At 42.1% G+C, this 19528-nt stretch carries 20 protein-coding genes; 9 read left to right on the plus strand and 11 right to left on the minus strand.

Annotated elements, in window-relative coordinates; genetic code table 11:
* Positions 1-12 precede the first annotated feature (12 nt).
* Both D1013_RS00230 and D1013_RS00235 read left to right on the plus strand, forming a co-directional pair.
* Complete coding sequence (locus D1013_RS00230) at positions 13-1413, plus strand: efflux transporter outer membrane subunit (RefSeq protein WP_121846972.1); 1401 nt, start codon at positions 13-15, stop codon at positions 1411-1413.
* Positions 1414-1428: 15 nt separating this feature from the next.
* Positions 1429-2001 (plus strand): TetR/AcrR family transcriptional regulator, encoded by a 573-nt coding sequence (locus D1013_RS00235; RefSeq protein ID WP_121846973.1) that lies wholly within the window; start codon positions 1429-1431, stop codon positions 1999-2001.
* Positions 2002-2054: 53 nt separating this feature from the next.
* On the opposite strand, the gene D1013_RS00240 is transcribed toward D1013_RS00235, so the two are convergent.
* The 3 genes from D1013_RS00240 to D1013_RS00250 are packed head-to-tail and all read right to left on the minus strand — an operon-like array spanning position 2055 to position 3683.
* Positions 2055-2549: a YciI family protein gene (locus D1013_RS00240; RefSeq protein WP_121846974.1), complete on the minus strand. Its 495-nt coding sequence runs from the start codon at positions 2547-2549 to the stop codon at positions 2055-2057.
* 1 nt (position 2550) lies between these two features.
* Complete coding sequence (locus D1013_RS00245; protein ID WP_121846975.1) at positions 2551-3018, minus strand: CYTH domain-containing protein; 468 nt, start codon at positions 3016-3018, stop codon at positions 2551-2553.
* Positions 3015-3683, minus strand: a complete 669-nt coding sequence (locus D1013_RS00250; RefSeq protein ID WP_121846976.1) for an NAD(P)H-binding protein — start codon at positions 3681-3683, stop codon at positions 3015-3017. Before D1013_RS00250 ends, D1013_RS00245 begins: the two co-directional genes overlap by 4 nt.
* 28 nt (positions 3684-3711) lie before the next feature.
* On the opposite strand from D1013_RS00250, the gene dinB reads away from it, so the two are divergent.
* Entirely contained in the window at positions 3712-4812 is a 1101-nt protein-coding gene (dinB, locus tag D1013_RS00255) for a DNA polymerase IV (RefSeq protein WP_121846977.1), read from the plus strand.
* 51 nt (positions 4813-4863) lie between these two features.
* On the opposite strand, the gene D1013_RS00260 is transcribed toward dinB, so the two are convergent.
* The 7 genes from D1013_RS00260 to D1013_RS00290 form a co-directional block, all read right to left on the minus strand.
* Complete coding sequence (locus D1013_RS00260; RefSeq protein WP_121846978.1) at positions 4864-7002, minus strand: catalase; 2139 nt, start codon at positions 7000-7002, stop codon at positions 4864-4866.
* A gap of 148 nt (positions 7003-7150) precedes the next feature.
* Positions 7151-8143: an ABC transporter ATP-binding protein gene (locus D1013_RS00265; protein ID WP_121846979.1), complete on the minus strand. Its 993-nt coding sequence runs from the start codon at positions 8141-8143 to the stop codon at positions 7151-7153.
* Between the two features lie 87 nt (positions 8144-8230).
* Positions 8231-10387 carry a prolyl oligopeptidase family serine peptidase gene (locus D1013_RS00270; protein WP_121846980.1) on the minus strand — a complete coding sequence of 719 codons (2157 nt, stop codon included), beginning with the start codon at positions 10385-10387 and terminating at the stop codon, positions 8231-8233.
* Between the two features lie 98 nt (positions 10388-10485).
* Positions 10486-11475, minus strand: a complete 990-nt coding sequence (locus D1013_RS00275) for an aspartate-semialdehyde dehydrogenase (protein WP_121846981.1) — start codon at positions 11473-11475, stop codon at positions 10486-10488.
* Between the two features lie 202 nt (positions 11476-11677).
* Positions 11678-12091, minus strand: coding sequence for a large conductance mechanosensitive channel protein MscL (gene mscL / locus D1013_RS00280; RefSeq protein WP_121846982.1), 414 nt, complete (start codon positions 12089-12091; stop codon positions 11678-11680).
* 88 nt (positions 12092-12179) lie between these two features.
* Positions 12180-13292, minus strand: a complete 1113-nt coding sequence (alr, locus tag D1013_RS00285) for an alanine racemase (RefSeq protein ID WP_121846983.1) — start codon at positions 13290-13292, stop codon at positions 12180-12182.
* Positions 13279-13929: a thymidine kinase gene (locus D1013_RS00290; RefSeq protein WP_121846984.1), complete on the minus strand. Its 651-nt coding sequence runs from the start codon at positions 13927-13929 to the stop codon at positions 13279-13281. Before D1013_RS00290 ends, alr begins: the two co-directional genes overlap by 14 nt.
* Before the next feature lie 173 nt (positions 13930-14102).
* On the opposite strand from D1013_RS00290, the gene D1013_RS00295 reads away from it, so the two are divergent.
* From D1013_RS00295 to D1013_RS00310, 4 genes are all read left to right on the plus strand, one after another.
* The gene (locus D1013_RS00295) at positions 14103-14795 is read left to right on the plus strand and encodes a DUF8457 domain-containing protein (RefSeq protein ID WP_121846985.1); all 693 of its coding nucleotides are present in this window, start codon (positions 14103-14105) and stop codon (positions 14793-14795) included.
* Positions 14796-14877: 82 nt separating this feature from the next.
* On the plus strand, positions 14878-15549 hold the full coding sequence (gene rsmI, locus D1013_RS00300; protein WP_121850534.1) for a 16S rRNA (cytidine(1402)-2'-O)-methyltransferase: 672 nt from the start codon (positions 14878-14880) through the stop codon (positions 15547-15549).
* Between the two features lie 3 nt (positions 15550-15552).
* A complete protein-coding gene (locus D1013_RS00305) occupies positions 15553-15894 on the plus strand; it encodes a HopJ type III effector protein (protein ID WP_121846986.1) in 342 nt (113 codons plus the stop codon).
* 6 nt (positions 15895-15900) lie between these two features.
* Positions 15901-16470, plus strand: a complete 570-nt coding sequence (locus D1013_RS00310) for a uracil-DNA glycosylase family protein (RefSeq protein WP_121846987.1) — start codon at positions 15901-15903, stop codon at positions 16468-16470.
* 183 nt (positions 16471-16653) lie between these two features.
* Here the strand turns inward: D1013_RS00310 and D1013_RS00315 are convergent, their stop codons facing one another.
* Positions 16654-17256 carry a carboxymuconolactone decarboxylase family protein gene (locus D1013_RS00315; protein ID WP_121846988.1) on the minus strand — a complete coding sequence of 201 codons (603 nt, stop codon included), beginning with the start codon at positions 17254-17256 and terminating at the stop codon, positions 16654-16656.
* Positions 17257-17307: 51 nt separating this feature from the next.
* Between D1013_RS00315 and D1013_RS00320 the strand changes: the two genes are divergently transcribed.
* Positions 17308-17736 carry an OsmC family protein gene (locus tag D1013_RS00320; protein ID WP_121846989.1) on the plus strand — a complete coding sequence of 143 codons (429 nt, stop codon included), beginning with the start codon at positions 17308-17310 and terminating at the stop codon, positions 17734-17736.
* A 44-nt stretch (positions 17737-17780) separates the two neighbouring features.
* Entirely contained in the window at positions 17781-19469 is a 1689-nt protein-coding gene (gene recJ, locus D1013_RS00325) for a single-stranded-DNA-specific exonuclease RecJ (protein WP_121846990.1), read from the plus strand.
* The last annotated feature ends 59 nt before the right edge of the window (positions 19470-19528 follow it).

The following is a 19528-nucleotide window of genomic DNA, read 5'->3' on the forward strand; positions in this document are numbered from 1 at the left end:
GAATTTAAGACAATGAAAAAACATAACCATATAAAATTACTAGTCGTTCTGGTCTTACCATTGATCTTGCAGTCGTGTTTCGTGGCCAAGAACTACGAAAGACCCGATTTACAGACCGAGAACCTTTACCGAACCGATCAGTTGCCCCAAGACAGCCTTTCAATAGCTGAAGTCTCTTGGAAAGAAATTTTCACGGACGCACAGCTTCAAGGCTACATCGAAAAGGCACTGACCAATAATTTGGATATTCGTATGGCCATGCAAAGTGTTGTTAGCGCCGAAGCCTATCTTAAACAAGGCAAGGCCGGGTATTTTCCAACCCTTTCGGCCACTGCTAGCGTGACGCGGACCAAGAACTCTGAAAATAGCCAGTTCGGAAGCATTTTTAGCGAAGCCATCGAGCAGTACCAATTATCAGGAAATCTTTCTTGGGAAGCCGATATTTGGGGAAAAATCAGAAGTAATAAAAGGGCTGCTGGTGCCAGCTATCTACAGAGTGTAGCGGCCCACCAAGCGGTCAAAACACAACTGATTGCCAGTATCGCCGACACCTACTACCAATTATTGGCGCTTGACCGGCAAAAAAGAGTGGCCGAAGAGACTTTAAATGCCCGAAAGAGCAGTCTTGAGACCACCGCCGCTCTTAAAGATGCCGGCCAAGTTACAGAAGTGGCGGTAAAACAGACCGAAGCCCAGGTACACACCACCGAAATTATTTTGATAGACCTTGAGAACAACATCAAACTACTAGAGAATAGCTTTTGTATTTTGTTAGGCGAACCCCCTCATGAGGTTGAGAGAAGTCAATTGTCACAACAAGAAATCGAAACCGAATTAAGAACTGGTGTTCCTGCGTCGCTTTTGGCCAACAGACCAGATGTAATCCAGTCTGAGTATGCCCTTGTGAATGCTTTTGAGCTAACCAATGTGGCCAAAAGCAGCATGTACCCTAGCCTGACGTTAACAGCTACCGGAGGGCTTCAAAGTTTGGAGCTTGACAATTGGTTCGATGCCAGTTCGCTCTTCTCGACATTGGTGGGCTCGTTGACCCAACCTTTGTTCAACCAGCGTCAGCTAAGAACCCAATTAGAAGTGTCAAAAGCACAGCAAGAACAGGCTCTTTTAAGCTATAAAAAGGTGTTGCTTACCGCAGGGCAAGAAGTATCGAACGCCTTGTATAGCTACAATGCCGAAACGAAAAAATTATCGGCACGTGAAAAAGAGCTCGAATCGTATGCATTGGCCGAAGATTATTCCGAAGAACTACTGAACAATGGCCTTGCCAATTATTTAGAGGTTCTTACGGCAAGGCAGAATGCACTTAATTCCGAGTTGAATCTTATCAATTCGCAATACGGTCAATTAAGTGCTACAGTAGAGCTTTACAGGGCTTTAGGCGGAGGTTGGCAATAGGAGGCCTGACGAGTTATGAAAGAGAAGATAGTTGTTTTAGAACAGGCTCACGACCTTTTTACACAGTACGGATGTAAGAGAGTCAGTATGGATGATGTGGCCAACTCATTGGGCATTTCCAAAAAGAGCATCTATGTTCATTTCAAGAACAAAAGTGAGTTGGTTGAGCAAAGTGTGGCCTACCTTTTAGAGCGAACACGCAGCGAAATGAGTTCTTTTTTTCATACCTCTGAAGAACCAAAAGACCCTTTTAACCGAATTGTACAGATATATAGGGTAGGGCTTAAAGAGTTGAGAAATCTCAGCCCTACCTTTTTGTTCGGTTTAAAAAAGTACTACCCCGAAGCCTATAAATTGTTTGAAAACTTCAGACGTGAAGTTGTCTGGGAATATGTTTACACCCTACTAAAAAAGGCTAAAGAAGACCAATTGATAAGAGAGGGCATCAATCTTAAATTGATGTGCGAACTATTTCTTTTACGCATCGATGAGGTCATCTTGCCCCATGGGGAATTCTTCGAAAATTACACTACCGAAGAGCTGCTTGACCATTTGATTATTGTACCCTTACAGGGGATAAGGAAATAGTACCTTTTTTCCCAACGAGGATTATGGAGAAACTACCCTCATGTTGATCAAATTTACCTTAGCCCAAAACCCTTAGCTGCCCACCATGGGTGAATTTCAATCACTAATCTTCCGGCTTTGACCATAGGGTCGGCGTTTGCCAAACTATCAGCCATTTCTAACGTAGGTGTGTTGTAAATGGTTATACCCCTAATGTCTCCATCATCACCGAAAGGCCCGGAAATATCGGCATGGCCCAACTCATACATTTTCCCCAAGTGGGCCAAATGTAATTTTTGAAGACTATCCGCCTCCGTCTTGTTTTGCGAACGATTGGGACCTCTTTTTAGAAAGGCTATAAAATATTGCTGCATCAGCACCGTATCTTTCGTAGACTCATCGACGTAATCAAATATCTGAAAGCCCCTTGCCTCTAAATCGGCTTTTTTCTGGGCTACCGAAGGCTCTTTCTCAACAACAGTGATATTGGTTTCATTATTCGTATTTTGCTTTTCCTCTTTACAGGCAACTAAACTTCCTAAAAGCAATAAAAAATACAAGTTCTTCATTTTACCATGTTTTAAACGGTTTCTTGCCCAATTGCGAATTGTAATACTTAATATCGCCCGTAACCTCGTCACCTAACCAATCAGGCTTGATGAACCTTTCATTTTCGGCCGAAAGTTCTATTTCTGCAATGGTGAGCCCCAAATTGTCGCCATAGAACTCATCTACCTCATAAAGGTGATTGCCTACCGGTACCAAAAACCTGGTTTTATCGATGATTCCCTTTTCACACAAAATCAATAATTGTTCGGCCTCGGTAACTGTTATCTTGTTTTCCCACTCAAATCGGGTCGTACCCTCTTTGTTCGACTTGCCCTTGACCGTTAAAAACCCTGAATCTCCTTTGATTCGAACACGAACGGTACGGTCTGGGTCGGTGTTCAAAAAACCTTGAACAATACGCTCATTATGAGTGGCATGTTCTTTAAAATCGTTCGAGTTTACCAAAAACTTTCTTTCAATTTCTATCACTTAGCAGCTAGTTTTTTAATGGTATGAGATTCAATTCTTATCTTATCGTAAGCATTATTCGCCAACCATACCATGCATTGGGCGATGGTATTAGGTTGAATGGAACGGTATTTTTCTAAACCGCCAACCAGAAGTAGATTGCCCACTTTCATTATTTGCTTGAAAAGCCATTCGCCTGCCCTCTTTTCAGAACGCTTGCCCCCGATTAGCGAGGGTTGTAAGATGTAGGTATTGTCAATCTTTAGGGCGAGAACCGCGTTTTCCATTTCACCCTTGGTGCGGTTATAGAAAATTTTACTTTTATCGTTGGCACCCATGGCAGAAACCACCAAAAATGTCGGTATTTGATTTTTTTTGCAGAGTTCTGCCGCAGCTACAGGTATGCCATAGTCTATTTGGCGGTAAACTTCTTTGTTGGGTGTCTTCGACTTGGTAGTACCTATGCAACAGAACACTTCATCGGCCTTAAAATGCTCCTCAAAATTCTTTAGGTTCATTAAATTTCCTAAGAATTCTTTCACTTTAGGATGTTCAAAACCTACGGTTGAACGTGATAACAAAATAATCTCTTCATAGCGATCATCGTTCAGTAGCAAATTAAGCAACTCGCTACCCGTAAGGCCCGTGGCACCAAGAATGATCGCCTTCTTTTTCTGTGCTTCCATCAAAATAAATATAACTTAATTTTACGGCATGTCCAATGAATTAGACAATCGCAAAATCATACACGTTGACATGGATGCGTTCTATGCCTCTGTAGAGCAATTGGACAATCCGGAGCTCAAAGGTAAGCCTATTGCCGTCGGCGGAAGCTCAAAAAGAGGTGTTGTTTCCGCAGCTAGTTACGAGGCACGAAAGTTTGGCGTTAGAAGTGCCATGAGCAGCGTTATTGCCAAAAGAAAATGTCCGCAATTGATTTTCGTAAAAACGCGTTTTGACAGGTACAAAGAAATATCGAAACAAATTAGACGTATTTTTTTCGAATATACCGATTTGGTCGAGCCTCTCTCGTTGGACGAGGCTTATCTCGATGTCACCATCAATAAAAAAGGAAACCCCTCGGCCACATTGATAGCCAAAGAAATTCGGCAAAGAATTCTAGAGGAAACAGGCCTCACCGCTTCGGCAGGTATTTCAATCAACAAGTTTATTGCCAAAGTGGCCAGTGATTATAACAAACCTAACGGGCAAAAAACGGTGAATCCCGAAGAGGTTTTAGAGTTTTTGGAAAACCTTGATATTAGAAAATTTTATGGTGTAGGTAAGGTTACTGCCGAGAAAATGTACAAACTGGGCATTTTTACCGGTGCGGACCTCAAATCAAGGCCCATGGAATTTTTAGAGGAGCATTTTGGCAAAAACGGGGGCTATTATTATCATGTAGTTCGGGGTATTCACAAAAGTGAGGTAAAACCGCACAGAATACCAAAATCCGTTGGCGCAGAGAGAACGTTCAACGAAAATTTGAGCAGTGAGATTTTCATGCTTGAGCGTTTGAACCACATCGCTGAAGAATTGGAACGGCGTTTAAAAAAATCGAAAATTGCGGGAAAGACGGTTACCTTAAAAATAAAATACAGTGATTTTACACTAAACACCCGCAGCAAAACACTTTCTTATTTTATTTCTGACAAAAGCCTTATTCTTGAGGCTGCCAAAGAACTTCTCTATCAAGAGGAAATGAAAAATTCAGTTCGCCTATTGGGTATTTCACTTTCCAATCTAAATACCGATAAAAGCAAAAAAACGGAACAAAGTCAAACAGTATCCGTTCAGTTAAAGTTCGAGTTTTAAAAAAGAAATGACCTCACTTATACAAGCGAGGCCATTCACTACTTCCCGTATTTAGACTGGTATTTTTTGGGCAACTTCCATTCTATTCCAGTTTCTATGCTTGGCAATGGCCGAAATGAAATCCTTTGGCTTTTTGTTCATCAACAAAGCCTCATCATCGGTATGGTTTTTAAAAGCGGTCGCCTCCAGTAAATCTTCGGCTTCTTTACCAAAAGCTATAGCCTTGCAGTGTGAAAAAGCTTCGTTCAAGAATTTTAAAAATTTAGGTTCGCCCATTATTCTCTTTAGTGACTTTTCCCCACCGGGCACATACACAGCATCAAAGAGAACACTCTCGGTCGTCATAATGGCCGCATCGACTTTGTGGTTCATATCTTCATCGCATTTAATGCTTCCGCCGTGTGGTGCCACAAGCTTTACTACCGCCTTTTCTTTTTCCAAGGCTTTCTGCATTGTTTCAAAATCTTTCATGTGAAAACCGTCCGCCACCAAAAAGGCCACCTGCCTAGTGACAATACTTTCAAACTTTGTATTAGCTTGACTAAGAACGGGCGATTCCTCTAGGTAGATTTTCTTTTTCCCAGGTTGATGGTCCTCCACAACGGCATCAGCACCAATAGCCTGATTTAAGGGCTTTTCTACACTTTTTGGCACTTTCACACCCAGGTTTTCTGCGACCTTCTTGGCCAAGTCGGTATCTATTTGCGCGATTATATATAACATACGTTCTTTGATGGGCTCATTATTACACTTGCCCAGCTCAAATGAATATGCTGATATCACATGTTCTTTTTCCCACTTTGCCAGACTGCGATAAAATAAAGCGGGTTGTGAGAAATGATCACTAAAACTTTCACTACGGGCCCTAATTTTTTTGGCATCGATTCGTTCTTGATACGAATCAAAACCTCCTTCTGCAACTTTGCTAAGATACGGGCACCCATTGCTTAGCGCATTGGGGAAATACGCGGTCTGTCCCTTAGGAACATCCATTTGCATATGACCGTCTCTTTGATTGACGTAAACATCAGCTACCGGCCTGTTGATGGGTATTTGGTGGAAATTGGGGCTGCCTAAGCGCGATAGTTGCGTATCGCGATAGGAGAACAACCTACCCTGCAAAAGGGGATCATTGGTAAAATCGATACCCGGAACAATATTTCCCGGTAAGAAGGCTACTTGTTCGGTCTCAGCAAAAAAGTTTTCTGGATTGCGGTTCAGTACCATTCTACCGATTATTTTGACCGGCACCATCTCTTCAGGAATCAATTTTGTAGGGTCAAGAAGGTCAAAATCATATTTATGCTCATCTTTCTCAGGCACTACCTGCACGCCCAATTCCCATTCGGGATAATTACCTGATTCAATGGCATCCCAAAGATCTCTTCTGTGAAAGTCGCTATCGGCCCCTGATATCTTTACGGCCTCATCCCAAGTGACGGAGTGTACCCCCAATTTAGGCTTCCAATGAAATTTTACGAAATGAGCCTCTCCATCTTTGTTCACTAGTCGAAAAGTATGGATGCCAAAACCTTCCATCATACGATAGCTACGAGGTATACCTCTATCGCTCATGACCCATATATGGTTATGCAACGTTTCGGTAGTTTTGGAAACGAAATCGTAAAATGTATCATGAGCCGATGCTGCCTGAGGAATTTCATTGTTCGGCTCTGGTTTCACGGAATGAATCAGGTCAGGAAATTTCATGGCATCTTGAATGAAGAAGATGGGCATATTGTTTCCCACAAGGTCCCAAGTTCCTTCCTTGGTATAAAATTTAACAGCGAACCCTCTAACATCCCTTGCCAAATCGGTAGAACCCTTCGAGCCCGCAACAGTCGAAAATCGTACAAAAACCGGGGTCTTTCGCGTAGTATCTGTGAATATGCCCGCTTTTGAATATTGTTCAATACTTTCGATAAGTTCAAAATAACCGTGGGCCGCACTGCCCCTAGCATGTACGATTCTTTCAGGTATTCTTTCGTGGTCGAAGCTATGTATCTTTTCCCTCAGGAGAAAATCTTCTAAAAGCGTTGCGCCCCTCACGCCCGCTTTTAAGGAGTTATTGGTATCGTTCACCTTTAACCCCTGTCTGGTGGTCAAGGGTTTGTCGGTATAATCGACCGAATAGTTTTCAAGTTGCTTGATTTTATCGGTTTTTGCCGGATCAGATTTTTTCTTTGCCATATTTTACAGTTCTAGGTTCAATTGAGTTAACTAAATGTATGGACAGAAGCCCAACTTAAGAACCTTGAAATTAGACTGCTTGATAGATTTTCAAGCGCTGTAAAAGGTATATGATTGACTTAAAAGAAGTATTGTGGCGAAGGAGTTACTATTCCACATTAGTGGGGGTCGCCATTCTTTGATTGATGGTTTCAATTGAAATGTTCAGGAATACCGCTTTGCCTACTTCTAAAGGTTTGTGATGATGAAAATACACATCGTGCTCTTCATAGATTCCGCCGATCATGTAATAACCTCCCATGTAGTAAGAACCTTTAACGACCACTTCTAATCCCGATTTTTCGGAAACCTTAAATTCGTGGGCATAAACAATAATGCGCCTTTTAGTGTCGGCATACGATTTTAATATGTTGATAGGAATTCGGTTAGCCTCGCCGAACAAGGAAGCAATGTAAAGGTCTTGGGGCCTTTCGTAGAGGTTTTTCGGGGTGTCTTTGGCAATAATGAACCTATCTTTAAGTACAACCACCCTATCAGCATACGGAAGCATATCCATCGGATCATGGGTAGCAGTGACCACCGTAATTTTTTGTCTTTTTAAATACCCAAAAAGATTTCTTCGAAGGCCGTTTTTTCTAAAATTGTCGATATGGCTGAAAGGTTCATCCAACAAAAGAACTTGTGGTTCTTGCGCCAAGACCCTTGCCAAAGCTACACGCTGTTGCTGACCACCGCTGAGGTAACGAACTTTGGTGTCGCCAAACTTGCTCATTTCAACAAGCTCAAGCAGTTCATCAATTCGCTCTTCCATCTTTTCAGAGTCAAATACCGAAAGGTATTCCCCTACATTTTCCCGAACCGTCGTAAACGGCATCAAGTCGAGGTCTTGCGCCAAATATTTCATAAATACCTGACCGGGCACTAAATTATAAGCAGGACCCAGTACTTGGGTATCGTTCCAATAAACTTCACCCACTTCAATATCAAGCAGACCGTACAAGATTTTAAGCAAGGTGCTTTTACCGCACCCGCTTTCCCCAATGATTGAAATGTGCTCGCCTATCGCTATTCTAAGATTGATATTCTCAAGAACAGGCTGACCGTCTTCATAAGCGAACGATACATGATCTACTTGTAGCATATACTTTTTGTTGGGGGAGGAAATTGATAACCTCTTATTAAAAAACGCAGGATACGGCGTTATATTGAATAAAAAGGTCGTAATCAGTTAATCTTTGAACTCCTTACTTACCGCCATATTCGGTAGTTTTTCAAAGCCCATATTATACAGCGTAAAACCGAAAATATCGGCATACTGTTCTATGGTCTTGCTAACGGGGGTACCGGCCCCATGGCCGGCGTTGGTCTCAATTCTAATCAACGTAGGGTTGTTGCCCGCTTGTTTCGCTTGCAGCTCTGCCGCAAATTTAAAGCTATGGGCAGGCACCACACGATCGTCATGGTCACCCGTGGTAACCAATGTAGCCGGATAAGAGACACCTTTTTCAATGTTATGCAAAGGCGAATATCCCTTTAAATATGAAAACATCTCTTCGTCATCTTCTGAGGTGCCATAGTCGTAAGCCCAGCCGGCCCCAGCTGTGAACGTATGATATCGCAGCATATCTAAAACCCCCACTGCAGGTAGGGCTACTTTCATTAGGTCAGGTCTCTGGGTCATGGTGGCCCCAACTAGAAGTCCGCCATTGCTTCCGCCCCTTATCGCCAAATAATCGGAAGATGTGTAGTTATTGTCTATCAGGTACTCAGCAGCAGCTATAAAGTCGTCAAAAACATTTTGCTTCTGCAATTTCGTACCGGCCACATGCCATTTTTTACCATACTCGCCACCTCCCCTTAAATTGGGTACCGCATAAATTCCGCCCTGTTCAAGCCAAATGGCGTTAACTATACTAAAAGAAGGCGTCAAGCTAATGTTGAAACCGCCATAACCATAAAGAATGGTCGGGTTTTTGCCATTCAGCTCAATGCCTTTTTTATGGGTGATGATCATAGGAACTTTTGTTCCATCCTTTGAGCTATAAAAAACCTGCTTGCTCTCATAAGCTTCAGGGTCAAAATCTATTTCAGGTTTCCAATACGGTTTGTAATCACCCGTTTCTACATTGTACTTATACGAAGAACCCGGAACGATGTAATTGGTAAATGAAAAGTAGAATTCTTTATCTTCTTTCTTTCCTCCAAAACCAGAAGCGCTACCTACCCCAGGCAATTCTACCTCTCGAATCAAATTACCATCGTAGTCGTATTGCAACACCTTACTGATGGCATCGACCATATACTCCGTAAAGAAATAGCCGCCCCCGGTGCTCGGTGATAGCACGTTTTCGGTTTCGGGTATAAAATCGACCCAATTATCCGTTGAAGGTTCTGATGCCTCTACGGTAACTATCTTCTTGTTCGGGGCATTTCTATTGGTAACAATATATAGTTTAGAACCCACATTGTCGATCACATAATTGTCGGAATCAGTATCATCTACAATAACGTTCAATGGGGTGTTAAGCTTTGTGAGATCTTTTATAAATAACTTATTGCCGGAGGTAGAAGTGGCGGCTGAAAGTAACAGATATTGTTGGTCTTCAGTAACGGAAGCCCCAATATAACGGTGTTTCTCTTCAAGCTTACCCCCAAATACCAATCGGTCTTCCTTTTGAGAAGTTCCTAATTTATGAAAGTAGACCTTATGCTGGTCGGTTTTTGCCGATAGCTCGCTACCTTTTGGTTTATCGTAGCTAGAATAGTAAAATCCTTCATTTCCTTTCCAAGACAATCCACTAAACTTAATGTCTACCAAGGTATCTTCGACTATCTCTTTTGAAACCGCATCGATGACAATTGCCTTTCGCCAATCGCTGCCCCCTTCCGATATGAGATAGGCGGCCAAAGAACCGTCTTTGGTAAAACTCAGGCCGGCCAGTGAGGTGGTACCGTCTTCAGAAAACGTATTAGGGTCTAAAAACACCTCAGGATTTTCTTCACCCTTGCTTCTGTAAACCACATATTGATTCTGAAGTCCATCGTTTTTGTAGAAGTAGGTATAGTCGCCCTCTTTAAAAGGAGCCCCGATTTTCTCGTAATTCCATAACTTCTCCAATCGGTTTTTCAAATCCTCCCTAAAAGGGATTTGATTTAAATAACCAAAGGTGGACTTATTCTGGGTCTTTACCCATTCTCCCGTTTCCTCACTTCGGTCATCTTCCAACCAGCGATAAGGATCTTTCACTTCGTGGCCAAAATAGGTATCTACTGAATCAACTTGTTTGGTGGTCGGATAAGTCACGGAAATTGCTTTTTTATTAGAAGGCTCACTACATGAGAAAATGAATAGACCAATTGAGAAAATTGAGAAGTACTTAAACATGCAGTATAGTTAAGAAAACGGCCAAAAATAGCATAAAAAAACCTGCACAATGAATTGACTGTGCAGGTTTTAACTTTATTTTAGGTGGAAACCAGATACTATACCAATTGGTTTTTAACCAAATACTCAGCTATCTGAACCGCGTTAGTAGCTGCACCTTTTCTGAGGTTGTCGGCCACAATCCACATATTCAATGTATTTCTTTGAGTCTCATCTCTTCTGATGCGACCCACGAAAACATCATCTTTATCATGCGCATAAATTGGCATCGGATAAGTGTTTGTGTCGGGATTATCTTGAACCACTACCCCTGGGGTCTCATGCAGTAATTTTCTAACATCACTTAAATCGAAATCATTCTCAAACTCTACATTGACCGACTCAGAGTGACCACCTGCTGTAGGAATACGAACAGCCGTAGCACTTACTGAAAAAGTTCTATCGTCCAATATTTTTTGCGGCTCACGGGCCAATTTCATTTCTTCTTTCGTGTAGCCGTTTTCCAAGAAAACATCGCAGTGCGGAAGTGCATTTCTGCTGATAGGATATGGGTATGCCATTTCGCCTTCAACGCCTGCTATTTCGTTCTCCAATTGTTTGACGGCCTTTACACCAGTTCCTGATACCGATTGGTATGTTGAAACCAACACTCGCTTCATTTTGTACTTTTTGTGAAGCGGGGCCAATGCCATCACTAGCTGAATAGTAGAGCAGTTAGGGTTAGCTATGATTTTATCTTCTTTTGTAAGTACATCTGCATTTATTTCCGGTACCACTAACTTTTTGGTAGGGTCCATTCGCCAAGCGGAAGAGTTGTCAACAACTGTAGTACCAACCTCTGCAAATTTCGGGGCCCATTCAAGCGAAGTATCGCCACCTGCCGAGAAAATCGCAATATCAGGTTTTTGAGCGACCGCATCGGCCAATCCTATAATAGCATACTCCTTACCATTATATTCCATCTTTTTGCCAACCGACCTCTCAGAAGCTACCAAAAGCAATTCTGAAATAGGAAACTGACGTTCGGCAAGCACTTTTAACATTACCTCGCCTACCATTCCGGTGGCGCCAACAACGGCTACTTTCATCTTTATAAATTTTGTGCCGCAAATTTACTATAACCACAGATAGTTGACAAGCAATATCTAGGCTCTATATAAAAATATAACAATTTGTTTCAAAAATAACATTATTCCAAAAAAGAACCGCCAGCAAATGACTATCTGCTGACGGCTTATGTGAAACTGAGTGTAGCGGTTACCGAGCCTTGATTAGACCCAGTTAATACTATTAATTTTTCTTCTTCAATTCATCACGTATCTCGGCAAGTAGCTCTTCAGCAGTAGGGCCTTTTGGAGCTGGCTCAGCTACTGGCTCAGGAGTACGAACCTTGTTGTACGATTTAACGATGATGAACAATACCAACCCAACGGTAATCAAATTGATAATGGAGTTCACCCAAGCACCATACCTTATGGCACTCTCTGGTTTTTCGACCGTACCATCTGCGGCCACAACAGCCTCTGAAAGTATTACCTTCATATCGGCAAAATCCATTCCTCCGGCAAAATACCCAACAATAGGCATCATGATATCGTTTACGAATCCGTTAACGACCAAGCCTACGGCACCGGCCAAAATTACGGCAACGGCCAAATCGATAACGTTGCCAGTCATGATAAAATCTCTAAACTCTTTTAACATGGTTCAAGTGTTTTTATTAGTTGATAATTATTTATAGTTACTGCAATGTACTAAAAAATACACTTGTCAAGAAAATGTTAAAGAAGATTTATTTATCGACAATCTGCCGCTTGACACGCTGTGAAATACCCGTGAGAATTTCGTAAGAAATTGTGCCCGCACCCTTGGCCAACGTTTCTGCACTTGCCTGTTTGCCAAAAAGGATCACCTCGTCACCTTCTTGACAATCTATTTCTGTTACCTCTACCATAATCATATCCATACAAACATTGCCGATAATTGGCGCTTTTTGCCCATTGATCCAAACAAAACCCTTTCTATTTCCGTAAGGTCTTCCGATACCATCGGCATGGCCAATTGGCAAAGTGGCCGTAACAATTGGTTTTTCAGCCGTAAACTTTCTGTTATAACCAATAGTATCTCCTTCTTTGATATGGTGTATCTGTGAAATGATGGTCTTCAATGTAGCTACGGGTCTCAACTCTTTATCAATCAAAGCCTCGTTACCATACCCGTAAAGACCAATGCCGCTACGCACTAATTCATATTGGGCCTCATGGGCATAATTGATAATACCAGAAGTATTTAAAGTATGCCTAAAAGGTTTATTCGGCAATGAAGCTCTCATTGCATTCGCAATTCTATCAAAAGTAGCCAACTGTCTTTTGGTAAAATCTCTTTCGTTCAGATCTTCTGATGCCGCCAAATGTGAAAATACCGAAGCTACCTGTATCGAATTCTGGCCCATAGCCATTTCAGCGATTTGCCGTACATCTTCCTCTAAAAAGCCTAAGCGGTTCAAACCGGTATTGAACTTGATGTGTACGGGAAAGTCTATTACTTCGCTCTTCTCAGCCTCCGCAATAAACTCCCTTAATATTTTAAACGAATAAATATTCGGTTCCAATCGATGCTTGATCATCTTTTTGAAACTGATGGGCAACGGATGCAATACCAAAATAGGCAGTGTTATGCCGGCTTTTCGAAGTGCCACCCCTTCTTTCGCATAGGCCACGGCCAAATATTCAAAGCCCAACTGCTGTAATTTTAAGGCTATGGCAACCGAATCGCTACCATAAGCGAAGGCTTTAACCACACCCATAAACATTGTATTCGCAGCTAGCCTTGAACGAAGGTATTGGTAATTGTGCGCTAAAGCCCCCAGATCAATTTCTAAAACTGTTTCCTTAGCCTTTGGCATCTGTATTTTTAGTCTTTGCTTTCAGCTCTTCGCCTTCAACATTCATATTCTTTACTTTTTCCTTTAGCATCGCTTTATAAAAAGCGGCTCGGCTCAAGGGCTCATATTCTTCGGTTTCACCCAATAAAACCAAGCTGTCATTACTTGACTTTCGGTAACTGTAATTGGCCAAATTGCCTGTACGCGTACAAATAGCGTGTACCTTGGTGACATATTCTGCCGTGGCCATAAGCGCGGGCATAGGGCCGAACGGGTTTCCTTTAAAATCCATATCCAATCCCGCTACCACAACTCGAACTCCCCTATTTGCCAAATCATTACAAACAGTTACTATCTCATCATCAAAGAATTGTGCCTCATCGATACCCACTACATCACAAGTATCACCTAAAATTCGAATGTTAGCGGCCGCTGGAACGGGGGTCGACGGTATTTCATTCGCATCGTGAGACACCACCATTTCTTCATCGTACCTTATATCGATCATCGGCTTAAAGATCTCTACCTTTTGTTTGGCGAATTGGGCACGCTTCAAACGACGGATCAATTCTTCGGTCTTGCCCGAGAACATTGAGCCGCAGATGACTTCTATCCAACCAAATTGTTCTTTATGATTAACAGTGTTTTCGAGAAACATTTTGTAATTTTAGACGAAAATACATGCTTTTTCGTTCCTATTTATACCTTCACTATTGAAGAAAGTTGGTAAAGACAAATTTAGGTCGAAAAATAGGTACAATGCTTTGAAACCCTAAAATTACCAACTTTGTCAATAAAAAGGTCGTAATCTAGGGTCTAAAAAATTCACCGATGAAGAGAAAATTAAAGGAAGAACTACGCAAACTATCTACCGATATCATTACTTCTCGCGATATGAACAACCTTGATGACCTCTACAGGGCCTCAAAGGAACTTTACGAGAAATTGGCGGTGTTAAAATTTATTGAGGAAAAGCTTCACGATATAGAAATTGACGTTTCGAAGAATGTAATTGCCGCAAAATTCGAATCGATGGCAAATGCCGTTCTTAATGCGAATTCTTCGGTGCCCGAAAGCAACCCCCACGAAGAGGATATCATTATACCCGGCATAGACACCATTAAAGACATTGTGCAAGAAATGCCGAATGATGAAAAGCCTGTCGATGAAGTTTTGGCCGAATTCTTGGCCACACCAAACTACATGAAGAACGACAAAGAGTTATTTATGCCTCAAAAAGAGGCAACGGTAAAAAATGATACGGTATCGAAATCGGTGAACGACCGTTTCAACACCAAAGAAATCAAAGTAGACCTTAACAATCGACTTGCTTTTGTGAAACATTTGTTTGATGGTAGTACTGAAGATTATAATCGCGTGCTATCGCAATTGAATACGATAGATAGCCAAGAACGCTCCATTTCGTTTATCGAAAATATGGTAAAGCCAGATTATAGCGGTTGGGTAGGTAAAGAAGAGTATGTAGAGCGATTTATGCAATTAATCGACAGAAGATTCAACTAGATATTTTCAAAAAGCTTTTATTAGACCGGTATTCTTCTTGAAGGATGCCGGTCTTTTTTTAATATTGCCAAAAACAAAAAACATGGGAAAGCTTTACATAGTGCCCACGCCGATAGGTAATTTAGAGGATATGACTTTTAGGGCCGTTCGGGTTTTAAAGGAGGTAGACCTTATCTTGGCAGAAGACACCCGTACCAGTGGCAAGTTATTGCAACATTTTGAGATTACCGCCCCGATGCAAAGCCACCATATGCATAATGAACATAAGACCGTTGACCATTTGGTTCAGCGTATGGAAAGCGGCGAAACCTTGGCGCTTATTTCAGATGCCGGTACACCCGCTATTTCCGACCCTGGTTTTTTGTTGACCCGTGCGTGCGTTGAAAAAAATATAGATGTGGAATGTTTACCTGGTGCCACTGCCTTTGTTCCTGCATTGGTCAATAGTGGCCTACCGAACGACAAATTTGTATTCGAGGGGTTTCTTCCGCCAAAAAAAGGGCGCCAAACTCGATTAAACCTATTGGCCGAAGAGACTAGAACCATGATCTTTTATGAATCGCCCTATAAACTATTGAAAACATTGGGTCATTTTACAGAGTATTTTGGTGCCGACCGCAGTGCCTCGGTTTCGAGGGAATTGACCAAACTTTATGAAGAAACCGTTCGCGGTAGCCTCACCGAAATCATTGAATACTACACCGAAAAGCCGCCTAAGGGAGAAATAGTTATTATCGTAGAAGGAAAAAAATAAAATATGCTTACCGAATTTTTAAAGAAGCTAAGAAACACACCCCAAGCTATAGAGTTTAGTGATACCATGGCCGTTATAGAGGCACTGTACTATTTTGAACCTACCTCGTTCAAAAACGGACAGCTCATTAACAAAACGGGCGAAAACTCAGGCTCGTGCAAGCTCTTGGCTTTTGCCCAAGACCAAGAATTGAGCAAAGAGGAAACATTGGCCTGTTTTGGTAGTTTTTATTTTGATGATGTTTTAAACGACCCTAGGGGCAACGGACATCAAAATATCAGGAATTTTATGCAGACCAGTTTCGGCGGACTGCATTTCGACAGATTTCCCTTAAGAAAAAAATAAATTTTCATGCAAAAAGTGCTTACTGAAATTCGCAATTGTACGGTTTGCAGCGAGCATTTGCCATTGGGCCCTAGACCCATAGTAGCGGGTAGTACTTCCTCTAAAATAGTATTGGTGAGCCAAGCACCGGGCAGAAAGGCCCACTCGCACAACAAAGCATGGGACGACCCGAGCGGAAGAAAACTACGTGAGTGGCTGGGCGTTTCCGATGATCAATTCTATCATCCAAATAATTTTGCCATTCTACCTATGGGTTTCTGCTATCCGGGTAAAGGAAAAAATGGAGATTTGCCGCCCAGAAAAGAATGTGCCCCTTTATGGCATGAACTATTCTGGAATAATTTAGAGAATGTAAAACTAACTCTGGTGATTGGCAAATACGCCCAAGACCGCTATTTAAAGAACTTTTCGAGAGGTAACCTAACCGAGAACGTGGCCAATTATCAAGAATTCTTGCCCAAATTTTTTCCGTTACCGCACCCGTCGCCTGTCAACCGGTTTTGGATGGCTAAAAACCCTTGGTTTGAAAGCGATGTACTGCCGGAGTTGAGAGAACTGGTTGCAAATATTATTTGAGATAGCAGGTTTTAAGATGTTTAGGAAAATAGCATAAATCAGCCTAACGCATTTTGATTCGTTTTTAGCAATGCAAAAAATGAACGGAGATATTATGAATATGCCCCAACGTTTCTCTCTTTGGGCACAGCATATTTTCCCATTGACGGCATTAGTAGTGAACTAAAAATACCCAACCTAAATTTAATAAACACTTCCATCATGCTTGCCCTTTTCCCAGCCATGTTTACCTAAAAATTGTTTGCCGCTTTCTACGGCCCCTTCTTCGATGGTCGTTCCCATAGAGTCGTTCCAACGGTTGAGATATCCAAAAAGGGAGATGACGCCCAACATTTCCACAATTTCACCCTCGTTCCAATATTGATAAAGTCGGTCTTTAATTTCTTTGTTCACCGTATTGGGCACTTGCGAAGCAGCTAGAGAAAAGTCCAACGCAGCCCTTTCAGCTTCCGAAAAGGCAGGGTGGGTTCTATATTCCCAAATATGATTCAATTGTTCTTGTTCGGCCCCGTAGCGTTCGGCGGCCCTAATGGCGTGTGCCTGACAATAACGGCAACCCGCGGCATTGCTACTTACCCAAGCAATCATTCGTTTCAAGGCTGAGGTTACACTGCCCTCATTTGTCATAACCGCCTTATTAAGGTTGATAAAGGCCTTTGAAATAGCAGGCCTGTGTTGCATGGTAAGGACAGAATTAGGGCAAAAACCCAAGGTTTCATTGAAAAACTCTGACAATCGTTGGGTCTCTGGATCATGGTTAGGGTTAAGCGGGGTTACTAAGGCCATATTTAATCTACTTTAAGTTACTTTTGTATTCTAACAAATAACAAAAAAATTATGCCCAGCACAAATCATATTACGACCAAATGGTTAGGTAAAATGGCCTTCGAAAGCACGAATCCGTCAGGTCTGAACTTGAATATAGATGCGAGCCCCGATGATGGCGGGGAAGGCAAGGGTTATAGACCAAAGGCGCTGATGCTTTCGGGTCTAGCGGGCTGTTCCGGTCTTGATGTAGCGGCCCTCATTAAAAAAATGAAATTGGAGGTCGATGATTTTCACATTGAAACGATAGCCAATCTTACTGATGAACATCCGAAATTTTATGATGCGGTCACCGTGGAATACCATTTTCATGGAAGCAATCTTCAGGAGAAAAAATTACAGCGGGCCGTTGATCTTTCAGTGGAAAAATATTGTGGCGTTATGGAAATGTTCCGCCAATTTGCCAAAATGGAGATCAAGACTATTTTTCATCACCTTTAAATGGCCGTTGCTAGATTAACAACTAAACCTGTATTTTACCCTTTATGCGCTGGACGATAAAGCCTAGACCCGAACAACGGCAGATAGATGCCTTGGCCAAGTCATTGAATGTCGATGACCTGATTGCCCAGCTTTTATTGCAACGAGGTATCTCAACTTTTGAGGAGGCTAAAAAGTTCTTTCGACCACAACTCAGCGATTTGCACGATCCTTTTTTGATGAAGGATATGAATATCGCCGTCAACAGAATAGAAAGGGCAATTGAAGACCATGAAAACATTCTGGTTTTTGGTGATTATGATGTCGATGGAACAACGTCGGTAGCGCTGGTATCCTCTTACTTACAGAGCTTTTATCCCAATATAGCTACCTATATTCCCGATAGATATACCGAAGGGTATGGCGTGTCTTTTCAAGGTATCGATTTTGCACACGATAACTGTTTTTCGCTTATCATAGCACTCGATTGTGGGGTTAAGGCCATCGATAAGGTTCGGTACGCCAAAAAAAAGGACATTGATTTTATCATTTGCGATCACCACCGCCCAGGCAGTGAACTACCGCCCGCTGTAGCCATTTTGGATCCTAAAAGAGAAGATTGTGATTACCCCTACGATGAACTGTGCGGCTGTGGGGTTGGATTTAAATTAGTACAGGCCCTGTCTTCGAGAAGAGGTGAGACCATCGAAGATTTAATACCCTATCTAGATTTGGTTGCTACCGCCATTGGTGCCGACATCGTGCCCATAACGGGCGAAAATCGGGTTTTAGCTTATTATGGTCTGCAAGTAATCAATTCAGACCCGCGCATAGGTTTTAAGGCCATCATCGATCAAATGAAGAAATCGGTGCTTACCATCACCGATGTAGTCTTTATCATTGCCCCGCGCATTAACGCGGCCGGTCGAATGGAGCATGGTCAACATGCGGTCAATCTTCTAAAGGAAACGAATTTGGACCGTGCCTTAACTTTCGCCTCGCAAATTGAAAAGTTCAATGCCGACCGACGTGGGCTAGACCAAGAAATTACCGAAGAAGCACTGCAACAAATACTGGACAACCAAGAAGAGAAAAAGTTCACTTCGGTGGTCTATAAAGATTCTTGGCACAAAGGGGTTATCGGTATTGTGGCTTCCCGTTTAACTGAAACCTACTATCGACCCACCTTGGTATTTACTAAAAGTGGTGATAAACTGGCTGCTTCTGCCCGATCGGTAAAGGGCTTTGATGTATATAATGCCCTGCAAGACTGCGCTGATTGCATTGAGCAATTTGGTGGACATAAATATGCGGCCGGACTTACTTTATTGGAAGAACAGTTCGAAAACTTTAAAACACAATTCGAGCAAGTGGTTTCCCAAACCATCGACCCTAAACTATTGACTCCTGAAATTTCTGTGGATGCCCAAATTGAATTAAATCAGGTTACCCCGAAATTGATGCGGATTCTCAAACAATTTGCCCCTTTTGGTCCTGAGAATATGACTCCCGTATTTATGGCCGAAAATCTTCGCGATACCGGTTATGGCAGGGGTGTTGGCGAAAATGGAGACCACCTAAAAGTGACTGTTAGCCAAAATGGCTCAATACCCATAGGAGGTATAGGTTTTAATTTGGGGAATAAATTGAACCTCATCACCAATCAACAACCTTTTAGTGCCGTTTTCTCCCTTGATGAAAATGAATGGCAGGGTAACGTGAGCCTTCAACTAAAGCTCAGGGATGTTAAGTAACACCAATTAAAAAGCCCAAGCATTACACCTGGGCCTTTCACCAATGAAAAAAGATTTGA

This window comes from Euzebyella marina (assembly GCF_003687485.1).
Classification (GTDB): Bacteria; Bacteroidota; Bacteroidia; order Flavobacteriales; family Flavobacteriaceae; genus Euzebyella; species Euzebyella marina.